Annotated in this window: 10 protein-coding genes; 6 read left to right on the top strand and 4 right to left on the bottom strand. The window is 64.8% G+C overall.

Annotated features, from left to right (window positions below; all coding sequences use genetic code 11):
- Window positions 1–17 precede the first annotated feature (17 nt).
- Window positions 18–1,757, top strand: a complete 1,740-nt coding sequence (locus tag FBR05_12275; GenBank protein MDL1872958.1) for a prephenate dehydrogenase/arogenate dehydrogenase family protein — start codon at window positions 18–20, stop codon at window positions 1,755–1,757.
- Window positions 1,758–1,760: 3 nt separating this feature from the next.
- On the opposite strand, the gene FBR05_12270 is transcribed toward FBR05_12275, so the two are convergent.
- From FBR05_12270 to nadA, 3 genes are all read right to left on the bottom strand, one after another.
- Entirely contained in the window at window positions 1,761–2,324 is a 564-nt protein-coding gene (locus FBR05_12270) for a hypothetical protein (protein MDL1872957.1), read from the bottom strand.
- Complete coding sequence (locus FBR05_12265) at window positions 2,321–2,755, bottom strand: hypothetical protein (GenBank protein ID MDL1872956.1); 435 nt, start codon at window positions 2,753–2,755, stop codon at window positions 2,321–2,323. The genes FBR05_12270 and FBR05_12265 overlap by 4 nt, the downstream gene beginning before the upstream one ends.
- 126 nt (window positions 2,756–2,881) lie before the next feature.
- Complete coding sequence (gene nadA / locus FBR05_12260; GenBank protein ID MDL1872955.1) at window positions 2,882–3,805, bottom strand: quinolinate synthase NadA; 924 nt, start codon at window positions 3,803–3,805, stop codon at window positions 2,882–2,884.
- Window positions 3,806–3,895: 90 nt separating this feature from the next.
- Between nadA and FBR05_12255 the strand changes: the two genes are divergently transcribed.
- The 5 genes from FBR05_12255 (at window position 3,896) to FBR05_12235 (ending at window position 10,829) form a co-directional block, all read left to right on the top strand.
- Window positions 3,896–4,813 carry an NAD-dependent epimerase/dehydratase family protein gene (locus tag FBR05_12255; GenBank protein MDL1872954.1) on the top strand — a complete coding sequence of 306 codons (918 nt, stop codon included), beginning with the start codon at window positions 3,896–3,898 and terminating at the stop codon, window positions 4,811–4,813.
- Between the two features lie 23 nt (window positions 4,814–4,836).
- Window positions 4,837–5,304, top strand: coding sequence for a hypothetical protein (locus tag FBR05_12250; protein MDL1872953.1), 468 nt, complete (start codon window positions 4,837–4,839; stop codon window positions 5,302–5,304).
- 197 nt (window positions 5,305–5,501) lie between these two features.
- A complete protein-coding gene (locus FBR05_12245) occupies window positions 5,502–7,238 on the top strand; it encodes a hypothetical protein (protein MDL1872952.1) in 1,737 nt (578 codons plus the stop codon).
- 12 nt (window positions 7,239–7,250) lie between these two features.
- Entirely contained in the window at window positions 7,251–8,975 is a 1,725-nt protein-coding gene (locus tag FBR05_12240; GenBank protein MDL1872951.1) for a hypothetical protein, read from the top strand.
- 96 nt (window positions 8,976–9,071) lie between these two features.
- Window positions 9,072–10,829 (top strand): hypothetical protein, encoded by a 1,758-nt coding sequence (locus tag FBR05_12235; GenBank protein ID MDL1872950.1) that lies wholly within the window; start codon window positions 9,072–9,074, stop codon window positions 10,827–10,829.
- A 6-nt stretch (window positions 10,830–10,835) separates the two neighbouring features.
- Here FBR05_12235 and FBR05_12230 read toward each other — a convergent pair whose 3' ends face one another.
- Window positions 10,836–11,771 carry a bifunctional riboflavin kinase/FAD synthetase gene (locus FBR05_12230; GenBank protein MDL1872949.1) on the bottom strand — a complete coding sequence of 312 codons (936 nt, stop codon included), beginning with the start codon at window positions 11,769–11,771 and terminating at the stop codon, window positions 10,836–10,838.
- Window positions 11,772–13,195: the final 1,424 nt, after the last annotated feature.

Raw genomic sequence — 13,195 nt, 5'->3', positions numbered from 1 at the left:
GGGCGGAGTGCCTGGTCATGCCCGACCCGCAGTGCCCCAGCGAGGCGATCCGGCTGGCCGAAGACGTGATCCGGCTGACGGGGGGCGTGCCACGCTTCATGGACCCAGCCGAGCACGACGCGCTGACCGCCGCCACCGAGCAGCTACCCGCGCTGCTGGGCGCGGCGCTGTTCTACGCGCTCCAGCAGTCCGAGGGCTGGCCCGACCTGCGGCGCATGGTCAACCCCACGCTTGCCCTGGCCTTCCAGTCGCTGCGCACGCAGACGCCCAACGACCTGCACGTGGCCTTCACCCACAACCGCACCAACCTCACCCGCCATCTGGACGGGGTGATCGGCGTGCTGACCGAGCTGCGGGCCGCGCTTGCCGCCGGCGACAGCGACAAGCTCGCTGCCTTCCTGACGCTGGTCGGCAAAGAGTGGGAAAAATGGGACGGCAAGCGGCACAGCGGCAAGTGGGAAGAGGCCCGCGAGATCGAGAAGCTGCGGCACTTGAAGAAGCTGGGCTTCGTCGCCATCGACGCTCAGGTCATTTCCAAGGAACCCGAGGCCCTGCAAAAGGCCTACGACGAGTACCTCGCCAAGCGCGACTCCCTCGACTACGAGCTGGACGGCGTCGTCTACAAGGCCAACGAGATCGCCGACCAGACCCGGCTGGGGGCCAGCGCCCACCACCCGCGCTGGGCCATCGCCTACAAATTTCAGGGGGATTCGGGGACCACCGTCCTGCGCGAGGTGGAGTGGAGCGTCTCCCGCACCGGCGTGATCACGCCGATCGGCATCATCGACCCCGTGCGGCTGAGCGGCGCGACGGTCTCGCGGGTCTCGTTGCACAACTACGGCCTGATGAAGAAGATGGGCGTCTCGCTGGGCGCCAAGGTCCTGGTGATGCGGCGGGGCGGGGTGATCCCCAATCTCGAGGAGGTTTTGCAGAAGACCAAAAAGCTCGTCGAGGCCCCGGAGCGCTGTCCCTCCTGCGGCTCGAAGACGGAGATCCGGGACGACTTCCTCTACTGCACCAACGAGAAGGGCTGCCGCAGCACGCGGTTGGGCGAGCTCAGGCACTTCGTCGACGTCCTCGAGATCGAGGGCTTCGGCGACAAGACGATCGAGCAGCTCTATGACAACGGCTACGTCGAGGACCTGCCCGACTTCTTCCGCCTGACCAAGGAGGACCTGCTCAACCTCGAGCGGATGGGGGAGATACTCGCGACCAAGCTGATCGACAATATCCAGTCCCGACGCCGGGTGCCCCTGGCGCAGTTCCTGCGCAGCCTCGGCATCCCCGAGCTGGCCAAACACAGCAGCGAGGTCCTTGTGAAGCAGTTCCGCAGCCTCGAGCGGATCCGCGCCGCGACCGAGGAAGAGCTGAGCGCCATCCACACCATCGGTCCGGTGATCGCCCGCGAGGTGGTCCGGGGCCTGAAGCAGAAGGCCAAGACCCTGGACAAGCTGCTCAAGTACGTGACCCTCGAGGAGCGGAGCGCCGCCAAGCAGGGCAAGTTCTCGGGCAAGAGCTTCCTCTTCACGGGCAAGATGGCCGCCATGGAGCGCGGCGAGGCCGAGAAGAAGGTCGAGGCCCTGGGCGGCGAGATCGCCGCCGGCGTCAACAAGGACCTGGACTACCTGGTGATCGGCAGCGAGGGCTACAAAAACCGCGAGAAGGGCAACAAGTGGATCAAGGCGGAGGCCCTGAAGCAGAAAGGCGCGGACATCGAGATCGTTTCGGAAGAGGATTTTCTGAAGATGCTGGAATAGGCGTCATTTGGTGATTTTCTTCAGGGTTGCGGCGTAGCCTTCCTCCTTGGCGAATTGGGTCAGGTACTTCAAGTCGATTTCGTCCTTGTTTTTGAGCCAAAGCAGCCTCGCCTGATCCAGCGAGGGCTGGTCCCGCCACTCCACCCCGGCCACGATGCGGTCCATGATGAGGTCTTCGACGCGGATGACCCGCACCGAAAGGCGATCCAACTTCAAGATGTTGAATTTGTCCAAGTGGCGGCCGCCGACCTCGATGGGGGAGGGCGGGAACTCGACCACGAAGGGAAATTTAGGGTTTTCGAAATGGCGGTACATCGTGGTTCGACGGAAGCCCAACTCGCCCATGACCGTCTCGATGATTTCCTTGGTGTCGCCGAAGAGGATGGCGTCGAGATCGCCGGTGACGTATTCGGCGTCCGAATAGAACTGCACCGCCGCGCCGCCGACGACGGTCAGGATAACGTCGTATTTTTCAAATTTCTCGGCAAGCAGGGCCGCCAAGGCCATCTGCTGGATGTTCGGGGGCATTTCCTGGATCTTTCGCAGCTCCGTCTCGATTGCGGTCATAGCAACCCCAACTTACGCAGGCTTTTTTCCTCCGCATAGGCTCGGGGTCGTTTTCGCGGCGCCCTCAGCGCCTTGTCGAGCTCGGGCGGAACGGGGATCTTTTTGTATTTTTTTTGCAGCTGTTTCAGGTCGTAGGTCTTCACGATCGTGAACTTCCGGTTTTTCTCTTCGTCCAGTCGCCGAAACAGCTCCTGAATGGGCGGCAGCAGGAAGAAGCGTCGGTTCAACCGGAAGGCGCGCTGGTTCCCGCGCTTGGAAGAGAAGAGGAAGCCCCAGCCCTCCATGTTGAGCAGCTCGCGATAGACCGCCTGGGGCGGGGCCTTCAGCTCGCGGGCCAGCTCGCGGATGCCCACTTGGGCCTCGGGGTTGGCGACGAAATAGGCCAGCACCTGGCGGCGCATCTTGGAGGGAATGAGAAAGGAAAGATCCATAAGTGAAATGTCACAAAAATTATGACGATTGTCAATATTCTAAAGACAGACGGAGGCGTCCGCCGACGACGGCTCCCATACGGACACAGGGGTTCCAACGGCTTTAATCGGCAGAATGAGCGTTATTTAAGCGGCGCTCAGCTCGAGCATGCGTTTCAGCGGCAAGTAGGCCTTTTGCCGAAGCTCCTCGGGCATCAGGATCTCGGGCTTCTCGTCGCGCATGCATTGGTAGAGCTTTTCGAGGGTGTTGAGCCGCATGTAGGGGCACTCGTTGCACTGACAGCCGCTGTCGTTGGGCCCTTCGAGAAAGATCTTGTCGGGCGAGGCCTTGCGCATCTGATGCAAGATCCCCGATTCGGTCAGGACGATGAACTTCTTCTTCGGCGAGGTCTGGCTATGCTTGAGCAGGGCGGAGGTCGAGCCGACGAAATCCGCGTGCTTGAGGATCGCCTCTTCGCACTCGGGGTGGGCGATGACCTCGGCGTCGGGGTGCTCGGTCTTGAGGGCGATCACCTTCTTCTCGTTGAAGGTCTCGTGGACGATGCAGACGCCCTGCCAGAGCGTCATGGGCCGGCCGGTCTTCTTCATCAGGTAGCGGCCGAGGTGACGGTCGGGACCGAAGAGGATCTCCCGATCCTTCGGCACCGAGGCGATGATCTTCTCGGCGTTGCTCGAGGTGCAGATCACATCGGAGAGGGCTTTGATCTCGGGGTTCGAGTTGATGTACATCACCACGTAGGGGTCCTTCAGCTTCGATTTAAAATACTGGAAGGGCGCGGGCTGGCAGCTGTCGGCCAGCGAGCAGCCCGCCTCGAGGTCGGGCAGGAGGACCCGCTTTGCGGGATTGACGATCTTGGCCGTCTCGGCCATGAAGCGCACGCCACAGACCACCAAGGTGTCCGCCGGAGATTTTTCGCAGTATTGGGCCATCGCCAGGGAGTCGCCCACGAAGTCCGCCAGGTCTTGGATCTCGTCCTCCTGGTAGTAGTGGGAGACGATGACGGCGTTGAGGCGTCTTTTTTCGGCGGCGATTTTCTCGAGGATGTCCATGGGGAATATTTAGGACCATTTGGGCGCTTCTGTAAAGGCTTGCCGCTTCGGGCGCTTGACCGCGAGGAAATTACCCATTATTCCACTGCCATGCGGATTCTCATCACCGGCGGGGCCGGCTTCATCGCCTCTCACATCCAAGACGCTTACCTGCAAGCGGGGCATACGGTTGCCGTCCTCGACAACCTCGCGACCGGGAACCAGGCCAACCTCGCCTCCGCCAGCCGGTTTTTTCAAAACGACATCCGCGACGCGGCGGTCGACCGCATCCTCGAGGAGTTCCGTCCCGAGGTGATCTCCCATCACGCCGCCCAGATGGACGTGCGGCGCTCGGTGGCCGAGCCCGTCTACGACTGCGAGGTCAACGGCATCGGTACCCTCAACCTGATGGAGGCCGCCCGCCGCCACGGCGTGAAGAAGGTCGTTTTTGCCTCCTCGGGCGGGGCAATCTACGGCGAGCAGATTGCCTATCCCGCCGACGAGTCGCATCCCACCCAGCCGGCCAGCCCCTACGGCATCACCAAGCTGCTCGGCGAGAAGTACCTGCATTTTTATCAGGAGACCTACGGCATCGACGCGGTCTCCCTGCGCTACGCCAACGTCTATGGCCCGCGCCAGAACCCCCACGGCGAGGCCGGCGTGGTCGCCATCTTCGCCACCAAGCTGCTGAAGGGCGAGATCCCGGTCATCAACGGCGACGGCCTCCAGACCCGCGACTACGTCTTCGTCGAGGACGTGGTGCGTGCGAACCTCCTGGCCCTGCGGCCCGGCGTTCGGGGCGTCTACAACGTCGGCACCGGCGTGGAGACCGACGTGGTGGCGATCTACAAGCACCTCGCCGCGGCGGCCGGGGTCGCGGCGGCCCCGCAGCACGGCCCCGCCAAGCCCGGCGAGCAGCGGCGCAGCGTCATTTCCTACGCCAAGATCGAGCAGGAGCTCGGCTGGAGCCCCCAATTTTCCCTGGCCGAGGGCTTGAAAAAGACCGTAGAATGGTTTCGCTCCCGGTGAAGAATCTCCGGCGGAGGTCCGATATGCGAAAGATCCTATTCCTGATTTTTGCCTTGGTTTCGTTCCCCTGGGTCGCGGCCGCCGCGGAAAAGGTACCCGGCGATTTCAAACTGGTGTTTCGCTCCAGCGCCGGCGCCCTCGAGCGCGCCACCCAAGAGACCCTGACCGTCCACAAAGACACGGTCACCGTCAGCCGCAACGCCGAGATCGTGGGCGAGGAGGGCGTCAAGACCAAGAGCGACCGCGTCTACAAGATCACCGGCGAGCAGCTCAAGCAGCTCTACGACATCGTCGTCTCCAGCGGTTTCTTCACTTGGCCCAAAAACCCTGAGGCCCCTCACCAAAGCACGGTCGAGGAGTTCTTCGACATCACCGCCGACGGCAAGACGGTCACCCACGGGCGCTGGGAGCAGGGCAACCAGGAGGCCTTCCGGGCCCTCTACGACCGCTACAACTCTTGGTTCAACAGCATCCGGACGGCCCGGTTCTGAGCCCGGCGGGCCGTCTTCGGCTCGCAGCGGCTTCCCTTATCCCCTTGAAACCCCTGCCTTTTATGGAAGGCGTATTCGCAGGGACCGCACGCAACTTTGTTGACGGACCCTCGATAAGGGCATAGATCGAAAACGCCATTTCCTGAACTTGGGGGCACCAAGCGCGGGGCGGAAGCGCCCGTGCAAAGGTTGCCCTAATGTCGAATCTCCGAGTCTTCGTCGATAACTCCGACAATACCCTGCAGGCGCCGGCCACTGCGGCTTGCGCGGACGCCCCTCCCGCTATACCGGCTCGAGGACCTCGTCCGGCGGACGGCTGCCGGATCACCCTGCCTCTCACCCTGGACGTCCCCAATCCGCCTCCGCCGCGCCAGATCGCCTTCGATCGCCAGGGAGATCGATTTGTCCTTTCCACCAGTAATTCCGCCGAGAATCTGACTTGGGTCGGTTCCCATCAAAATCTCCCCTCGGCACTGGACGTCGCCCGCCTGACCGGGGCGCTGTTGCGCAGCGCCGGGCGTCCCGCGACCGCCAGCCGATACGCGGTGGGGTTTTTCGCGTGGATCTCGCGCTATGTCCTGACGGGCCGCGTGGAATTCGACGCCGTCTCCGGACGGGCGGAGCGGTCGCCCGACATCGAGGGGATCTTGCTGGAGCTGTTCACCGGCTCCCGCGCCCAGGGCCTGGTGCCCCTGGTGGGGAACATCAACCTGCTGCGCCGCGAGCCGAATCTGCCGGCGGAGACGCGGGAGCGCATCGAGCGCGTCACCCGCATCCTCGACTTGGTGCCGACTTATCAGGCCTTTCTTCGCCACTTTATCACCGAAGCCGAAAACCAGGGGATGGGACGGTTTTCCGGGGCGGATATCCTGCATTACGGCCGGGTGATCGCCTTCGTCCGCAGCGCGGTGGTAGCCTTGGCCAACCGTCGCCCGCTGCGCTACGACGCCGCGACCCTGGAGGCCTATCGGGCCTACGGCGAGCTGCGCCAGGCGGACATCGCAGCGGGCACGCGTCCCGATTTCTGCGCCGCCCTGAACGCCGCCCTCCAGGAACGCGGTGGCGCCGAAGTGCCGCTTGCCAACTTCGTCAACGAGTGCCGGCTCGGGATCGAATGGTGCGCCCGCCCCGCCGTCGAGGCCATGCGCGAAAGCCTTCGCTTCGGCCTCGTCGGAGCTTCGGGCCTGCCCTTGCTCCGGCAGGCGATCGCCGAGGAGAGCGCCGCTGCCAACATGCGCCTGGAGTGGCTCGGCAGGCGTTCCAGCTTCGGCCAGGTCTTCTCGGCCCTGCGCGACAATATCGGATTGAGCGGCGAGGGAGAGGCGGCGCGTCTTACCTTCGACGTCGGGCGTTTTCGTCAGGCCCTGCGCCTGATGACGATCCTCACCCAGCGCGGCGAATACGACCTTTCCGCCCTGGCCTTCCTGCGCCGCCTCTTCGGCACCGAGGGGGAGGCGCCGCCGTTGCGCGTCTTCGCCGACGGGCACTTTCGCGAGGTTCCTTGGCAAATTGCCCCCGAGTCCTTAAGGCAGATTCGAGATTTGATCTCCACCCTGGCCGGCCGACGGCACAGCAGCGACAGCTTCGCGACGAACGGCATGCCCGCGCTCTTGGGTGCCGGCTGCGCCCTGGGCACCGGCGGAATCGTACTCAGTCACACCCTGCCGGCCATCGCCCAGAACCGCGGCCTGCAATTAGGCCTGGGTACGGCCTCCTCGGGGCTCGCGGGAGGAGGCTGCTTCGGGCTGATAGGCCACTACGTTTGGCCGGCGGTCATCCCGCGGGCTGTCCACAATCGTTACGCCTGGGACCTGGGCAGCGCCGCCGTCGGCACCGGCTTAGGCATCGGGACTTACTTGCTGATCAACCTCTTGAGCGGAGGCAATCCGGGCGGCGCCAACCCGCGCTTTCCGGTCGACCCTTACGGGCCGTAAATAGGAGCTGTTATGTCCGATCTGATCATCCGTTTTGACGGGATTCGCGCCACGACCCGCGCCTGCATCGACGCCCCGCCGGCTTCGGGCGTCGACCCCTGCCAGGTGACGCTGCCGATGGTCGACGACGCCGATCCCTCGGCCGCCGCGCACCACGTGCGTTTCGACCGGCAGGGCGACCAGTACATCCTCTCCCCCGCGAATCCGGGGGATACCCTGACCTGGGTGGCGAGCCATCCTAATCTTCCGGAAATTTTGCAGACTCTGCGCATCACCCAAAGCCTGCTGCGCGGCAACGAGCTGGGCGTTTATTCGTCCGCCACGCAGATTTTCTTTTATGTGGCCAATTACATCGCCACCGGCGAGGCCCGCAACAGCCGCGGGGAATTGATCGACCATGCGGCCATGGCCAACGGCCTGCTGGAGACCTTCACGGATTCCGGGGACCGGACCCTGACCGACTTCGTCGGGCGGCTCAGTTTCCTCCGGGGCCAGGATTGGCTGGGCGCGGAGGCCCGCGAACGGCTGCGCGGCGTCGTCGACCTGATGGATTTCGGCCCGCGCTATCGCGCCTTTCGCCGACACTTCATCAACGAGGAAGAATACGCGCGTTTCGATTCCCTGCCCCGGGAGCGCCAGGAGCAGCTCCAGGCGATCACCAACTTCTGCCGCGAGATGGTCGTGGCCCACGCCTTGGAGCAGCCCGTCCGCTTTAGCCGTGCCTTCCTGGCGGCCAATGCGGCCTACCAGACCCTCTACGCCGCGGAGTTGAGCGAGGGTACCCGCTTGGACTTCTGCACCAGCGTCGAGGACGCCCTGCGCGAGCTGCGCGGCGACCGCGGCGTCCCGCCGGTCTTCATGGAGGAATGCCACCAGGCCCTGCGCTTGATCGACATGCCGGTTGCCGACGCGGTGCGGGAGAGCCTGAGGGCCTCCCTGCTGTCCGCGTCCGGGACGCGACGTTTGCAAGAGTCCATCGCCGAGGAGAGCGAAGACGCCAACATGACGGTGGAATGGCTCGGCCGCCAGGGGGACGAGGAGGGCGGCCGGATCGGCCAGGTCGCCGACATCCTGCTCCGCCACCTCCAGGTGCGCGTCCCGGAAGAGGAGGGCGTCGCGCCCGAGATTTCCATCGACGTCACCTCGGCGGCCGTGGAGATCAACCTCTTGATCGACGCCCAGACCGTGCGGCGCCGGGAATACATCCTTGCCGCCTTGGCCCTGCTGCGCACGCTCTTCGGGACGAACGGAGCGGGCCTGGACCAACGCGTCTTCGCCGGCGGCGAGTACCGCGAGCTCTCCTGGACCCTGACTGCGAGCCGCCGCGGCGAGCTGGCCGGCCTGATCCGTTCCATCGAGGGCCGGCTCGGCAGCAGCGAGGCCGGGACCGACATTTGGCTGCCCATCCTGGAGGGGACCGTTTGCGCCCTCGGGGTCGCCGGGGTCGTCTTGAGCGAGACCCTCCCACAGATCCGCGACGACGCCGACCTGCGCCTGGGGCTGGGCACCGCCTCCTCGGGGCTCACGGGGCTGGGCTGCGCCGCGCTGGGCGGGCATTTCCTCTGGCCGGCGGTGGCGCCGGACTCCGTCCACAACTCCTACCTCTGGGACGGCCTGACCGGGCTGGGCGGCTCCTTGGTCGGCGCTGGGCTCTACCTCCTGATCAGCCTCTTGGCCGGCGGACAGACCCCGCCCATGGGTTCGCCCCGGTTTCCGGTGGACGAGTACGGTCCATGAGACTATAAGCGCAACTTATCGGCTAAATTCACGATAAGCCGGTAGCTTCTGGGGCGAAGCTCTATCTTTCATGTCTGGCTCGAAGCGGAGGTTTTCATGACCGAACTTCGAGTCACTCTCGATCGCGTGCAGGTGCCGGACGACGACTGCAACCGGGCGCCCGCCGAATTTTCCGACAACGACGACCAGTGTCACGTCATCCTCGACCTCACCGAGGTCGGCGGCGGCGTCTACGGGCCCAAGGAACGGCGCTCTCTGCGCTTCGATCGGGCGGGGGACTCTTTCGTCTTATCCCAAAAGGCCGAGGGCGGGTCCGGCGAGACGCTGAACCGGAGCGAGGACGTCGACTGGTTCCGCAAGCACGAGAATTCGGGCCAGATCCTCGACATCGTCCGGATCTCGGGGTCGATGCTTTCCTCCAAGGGCATCGCCAAGCCGACCGCCGAAGAGCGGGCGGGGCGCTTCGTCTTTCCCTTGGTCCTGGCGCAGTACGTGGTGCGCGGGGAGGTGATCTTTCCGGACAATCCGAAGCCCTTGAGCGAGACGGACTTGGCGGCGAAGCTCCTCGACGTCTACGCCAACAGCAACCCGGAGGCGGTGCAGTCGCTGATCGGCAAGATCGCGTTTTTTCGGACGGATTCCGGTCTGAACAACAAGGAGATAATAGGCCGGATCGACCGGATTTTGGAAATCCTGGGGATCGTCCCCGCCTACCAGAGGTTCTTGAACGGCTTGGTCGGCGTTCCTCCGGAGGGCATTCCCTCCGAGGAGTCCGCGCAGGCCCATGCCGACCTGCAGACCTTCGCGGCGGCGGCGCTGGTCGACTTGGCCGCCGAGGGGCGCATCCGCTACGACGAGGCCGCGGTGGAGGCCGAGGCGGCGTTTCGAAATTTGCGCGGGGAAAAAGAGCAGGACAAGGCCTTCTGCAAGGCCTTGGGCCTGGCGCTCAAGGAGATTCCGGAGATCGCGCGGAAGGCCAAGGCCGACGAGGTCGCCTCCTGTCGCGAAGGGCTCGCGGCCGCCCGGCTGGGTCCCGAGGATGCCGTCAAGCACGGTCTGAAGGCCTATCTGCGCTCGTCCGACGGGCTGGACAAGATTCAAAAGACCGTCGAGCGCGAGGCCGAACGGGCCAACATGCCGGCCGATTGGCTGGCGAAGCGGGGGCAGATCGACGCCGTGACCGAGGCCTTGCTGGCCGGGGCGGAGATCGTCCCCGCAAAGGACGGTCGCCGGGCGCGGATCCGCATCGACGCCGGCAAAATGGAGAAGGCTTTGGACAAGCTGTTCCGCGACACCAAGAGCACGCGACATCGCGAGCCGCTGCTCGCGGCCTTGGGCGTCTTGCGGCTGGTGTTCGGGGAAAAATCCAAGCACGGCGAGGCGAGCCTGCTGATCGGCGGCGAGGTCGTCTTGGCGGAATTGAAATTCGACCGCGAGGCCGTCGCAAAATTGCAGGAGAAGCTGGCCGCGGACCTGCGCAAGAGCCTGCGCGGCAGCGAGCTTTGGCTCCCGCTCGGCGAAGGCGCGATCCTGGCGGGCGGCGCCGCCCAGCTGGGCGTGGCCCTCGGCGTGAAAGAGCTGGGAAACACGCCGCGCCAGGCCCTGGGCTTCGGCGGCTCGGCGATGATCGGCATGGGCGTGGGCGCGTTGGCGACGCACTACCTGGTGCCCCCGATCTCCAAAAAAATGAAGCGCCCCGTGCGCAACCGCTATCTTTGGGATTTGGCCGGAGGCTTGATCGGAGGCGCCATCGGCGCCGGGATCTGGGGCTTGGCGAACTACGCCGGCCGCGGCGGGGCGGGCGGCCCTCCGGAAATGCCCACGCGCTTTCCGGTGGACGAATACGGTCCTTGATCGCGTTTACTTCCGCGTAGCCTTGGCGAGGCATCTTTTCGCGGCTTCGATATCCCGGTGGATCTGCGCGACCAGGGCCTCCACCGTCTCGAAGCTCCGCTCGTCGCGGATCCGCTTGAGGAAGTGCAGGCGGAGCCGTTTTCCGTAAATATCGCGGTGGAAGCCCAGTAGGTGGGCCTCGATGCTCAGGGTGCGGCCGCCGAAGGTCGGATTGAGTCCGACGTTCGCGACGGCGGGGTGGCGTTTTTTCCCAAGCTCGGCCCAACAGGCGTAGACGCCGCCCAGCGGGATCAGTTCGTTGTCGGTCTTGAGATTTGCCGTACGGATGCCGAGGCTGGCGCCGCGGCCGGCGCCCTGGATCACCGTGCCGTCGAGGAAGAAGGGGCGGCCCAGCAGCCGCGCGGCGATCTCCACCTCGCCCTTGGCGACGAAGGTTCGGATCCGCGAGGAGCTGATCAAGGTTTCGCCGAGCAGTTGGGCCTCGAGGACTTGGCAGTCCAGGCCCGCGGCGGCGCAGAGTTTTTCCATGGTCTCGACGGTGCCGCTGCGGTGGGAGCCGAAGGTGAAGTCGTAGCCGACGACCACGCCGGCGGCGTGCAGGTTTTTCACCAAGACCTTCTCGAACCAATCCTCCGCCGAGAGGTGGGCGAAGCGCGGCTCGAATTTTTCGACCACCGCGGCGTCGACCCCCGTCTTTTCCAGCAGCTCCAGCTTCTGCGCCAGGGTGTTGATCATCGCGGGCGCCGAGGCCCGCGACAGCACCTTCACGGGATGCGGGTCGAAGGTGTAGGCCACGGCCGTGCCCTTCAGCTTGCGGGCCCGCGCCACCGCGAGCTTGAACATCTTCTGATGGGCGAGGTGCACCCCGTCGAAGTTGCCGAGCGCCACGATCGGGCGCTTGGCGGAGGCCGGGAAGGATTTTGAGCCGCGATAGACCTTCAAGGTTTTACTCTTGCAGGATGTAAAAGCTTTGGCGGTTGACCAGATCGTTCTTGTCCCTGGCGAGGATCGAGATCAGGTTGTTGTCCTTCTCTTTGAGCGGGAGGACGGCCTCGAAGGTGGCGGAAGTCGCCGCCTGTCCGGAGGCCGCGTCGTCCGGGAAGGCCTTGAGGAAGACCTTGTGGTCGCCGACGTAGACGGAGATGTCTTTCAGGCCGGAGGCGTCCTCGACCTTGCCGGAGACGGTGATCTTCTTCTGGTCGGTCCTCGAGGGGTAGGGCGCCTTGTCGAGGGTGATTTGCGGCGCCGCCTGCAGGGTGCCCGGCGGGGGCTTGGGCTCGCCGCCGTTCAGCGGGATTTGGAGCTTGTCGCCCAGGACCTCCTGAGTCTCCTGGTCGCTCACGGAGAGCTCCAGCTCGACCTTGTCCTTGGCGAAGGAGCGGTCGATCGAGAAGTTGAGCGAGGCCTCTTTGGAGGCGCCCGCCGGCAGCTCCTCGAGCTTCTCGCGGCCCTTGCTTAGGAAGATGCCGCCGCCGTCGAGATTCTTCAGATTGACCACGGTCTTCTTGCTGGTTCCGGGGCCCTCGTTTTTCACCAAGACCTTGATGGCGTCTTTCTCGCCCGGCTCCGCGCGGCGGTTGGCGTTGCCGCGGGATTCGTGGCGGCCGTCGTCGAAGAGCTCGTACTGAAAGGCGAAGGTCGGCCGCGGCAGGGGCTCGGTCACGAGCATGCTTTGGAAGTTTTCGGGGACCTGCCCGTTGCCCTCGCGGAAGGCGAAGACGACCTTGTCCTCGCGGCGCAGCGCGGCCGCCGGGACCTTGATAGGCACCGTCCAGCTGCGGGTCTCGCCGGGGGCGATCTTTCCGAAGATGAACTCGCGATTCTTCAGGAGGAAGTTTTCGCTCTCGGTCGAGGCGATCAGCTGATGGAAGGGGCCCTTGCCCACGTTGTGGACCGACAGCTCGAGCTGAACCTCTTCGCCGGCCTTGAGCACCTGGCCCCCGGTGGACCGGATGTTGAAGGTCACCGCGGCCTGGGGTTTGCCGTCGGCGGGGGCGAGCGACCAATCCACGCCGATGGCGGCGAGGGCGTCCTGGATCTTCTTGTCCTCGATGGCGGCCTCCGCGGCGACCAGTTCTTTGGCGCCGTCGAGCATTTCTTTGCGGTCGGGCCCCTTGGCGGAGCGCAGCAGCTTTTCGGCGAATTGGATCTGGAAATCCTCCTCGATCTCGTTGGAGTAGTCGCTGCGGTCTTCCTCGGGGTCGTCCTTGTCGCCCTTCTTGGGCTGATAGAAGCCGAGCGTGTAGACGGGCTTGCCGGCCGCCTTGAACTTGCTTTCGAGATGCTTCTCGAGGTCTTTCTCGCCGAAGGTATGGCTTTCGATCAAGTCGACCTTGTCCTTCGCGACGCTCTCCGGAACCAGCTGG

The organism is Deltaproteobacteria bacterium PRO3, assembly GCA_030263375.1.
Lineage (GTDB): Bacteria > UBA10199 > UBA10199 > DSSB01 > DSSB01 > DSSB01.
This window is presented reverse-complemented; position numbering and strand designations above follow the sequence as displayed.

Coding starts and splice junctions, on each gene's coding strand:
- FBR05_12240 (MDL1872951.1), top strand. CDS start 7,251: ATGTCCGATCTGATCATCCGTTTTGACGGGATTCGCGCCACGACCCGC.
- FBR05_12235 (MDL1872950.1), top strand. CDS start 9,072: ATGACCGAACTTCGAGTCACTCTCGATCGCGTGCAGGTGCCGGACGAC.
- FBR05_12245 (MDL1872952.1), top strand. CDS start 5,502: ATGTCGAATCTCCGAGTCTTCGTCGATAACTCCGACAATACCCTGCAG.
- nadA (MDL1872955.1), bottom strand. CDS start 3,805: ATGGACATCCTCGAGAAAATCGCCGCCGAAAAAAGACGCCTCAACGCC.
- FBR05_12265 (MDL1872956.1), bottom strand. CDS start 2,755: ATGGATCTTTCCTTTCTCATTCCCTCCAAGATGCGCCGCCAGGTGCTG.
- FBR05_12270 (MDL1872957.1), bottom strand. CDS start 2,324: ATGACCGCAATCGAGACGGAGCTGCGAAAGATCCAGGAAATGCCCCCG.
- FBR05_12275 (MDL1872958.1), top strand. CDS start 18: ATGCCCGACCCGCAGTGCCCCAGCGAGGCGATCCGGCTGGCCGAAGAC.
- FBR05_12255 (MDL1872954.1), top strand. CDS start 3,896: ATGCGGATTCTCATCACCGGCGGGGCCGGCTTCATCGCCTCTCACATC.
- FBR05_12250 (MDL1872953.1), top strand. CDS start 4,837: ATGCGAAAGATCCTATTCCTGATTTTTGCCTTGGTTTCGTTCCCCTGG.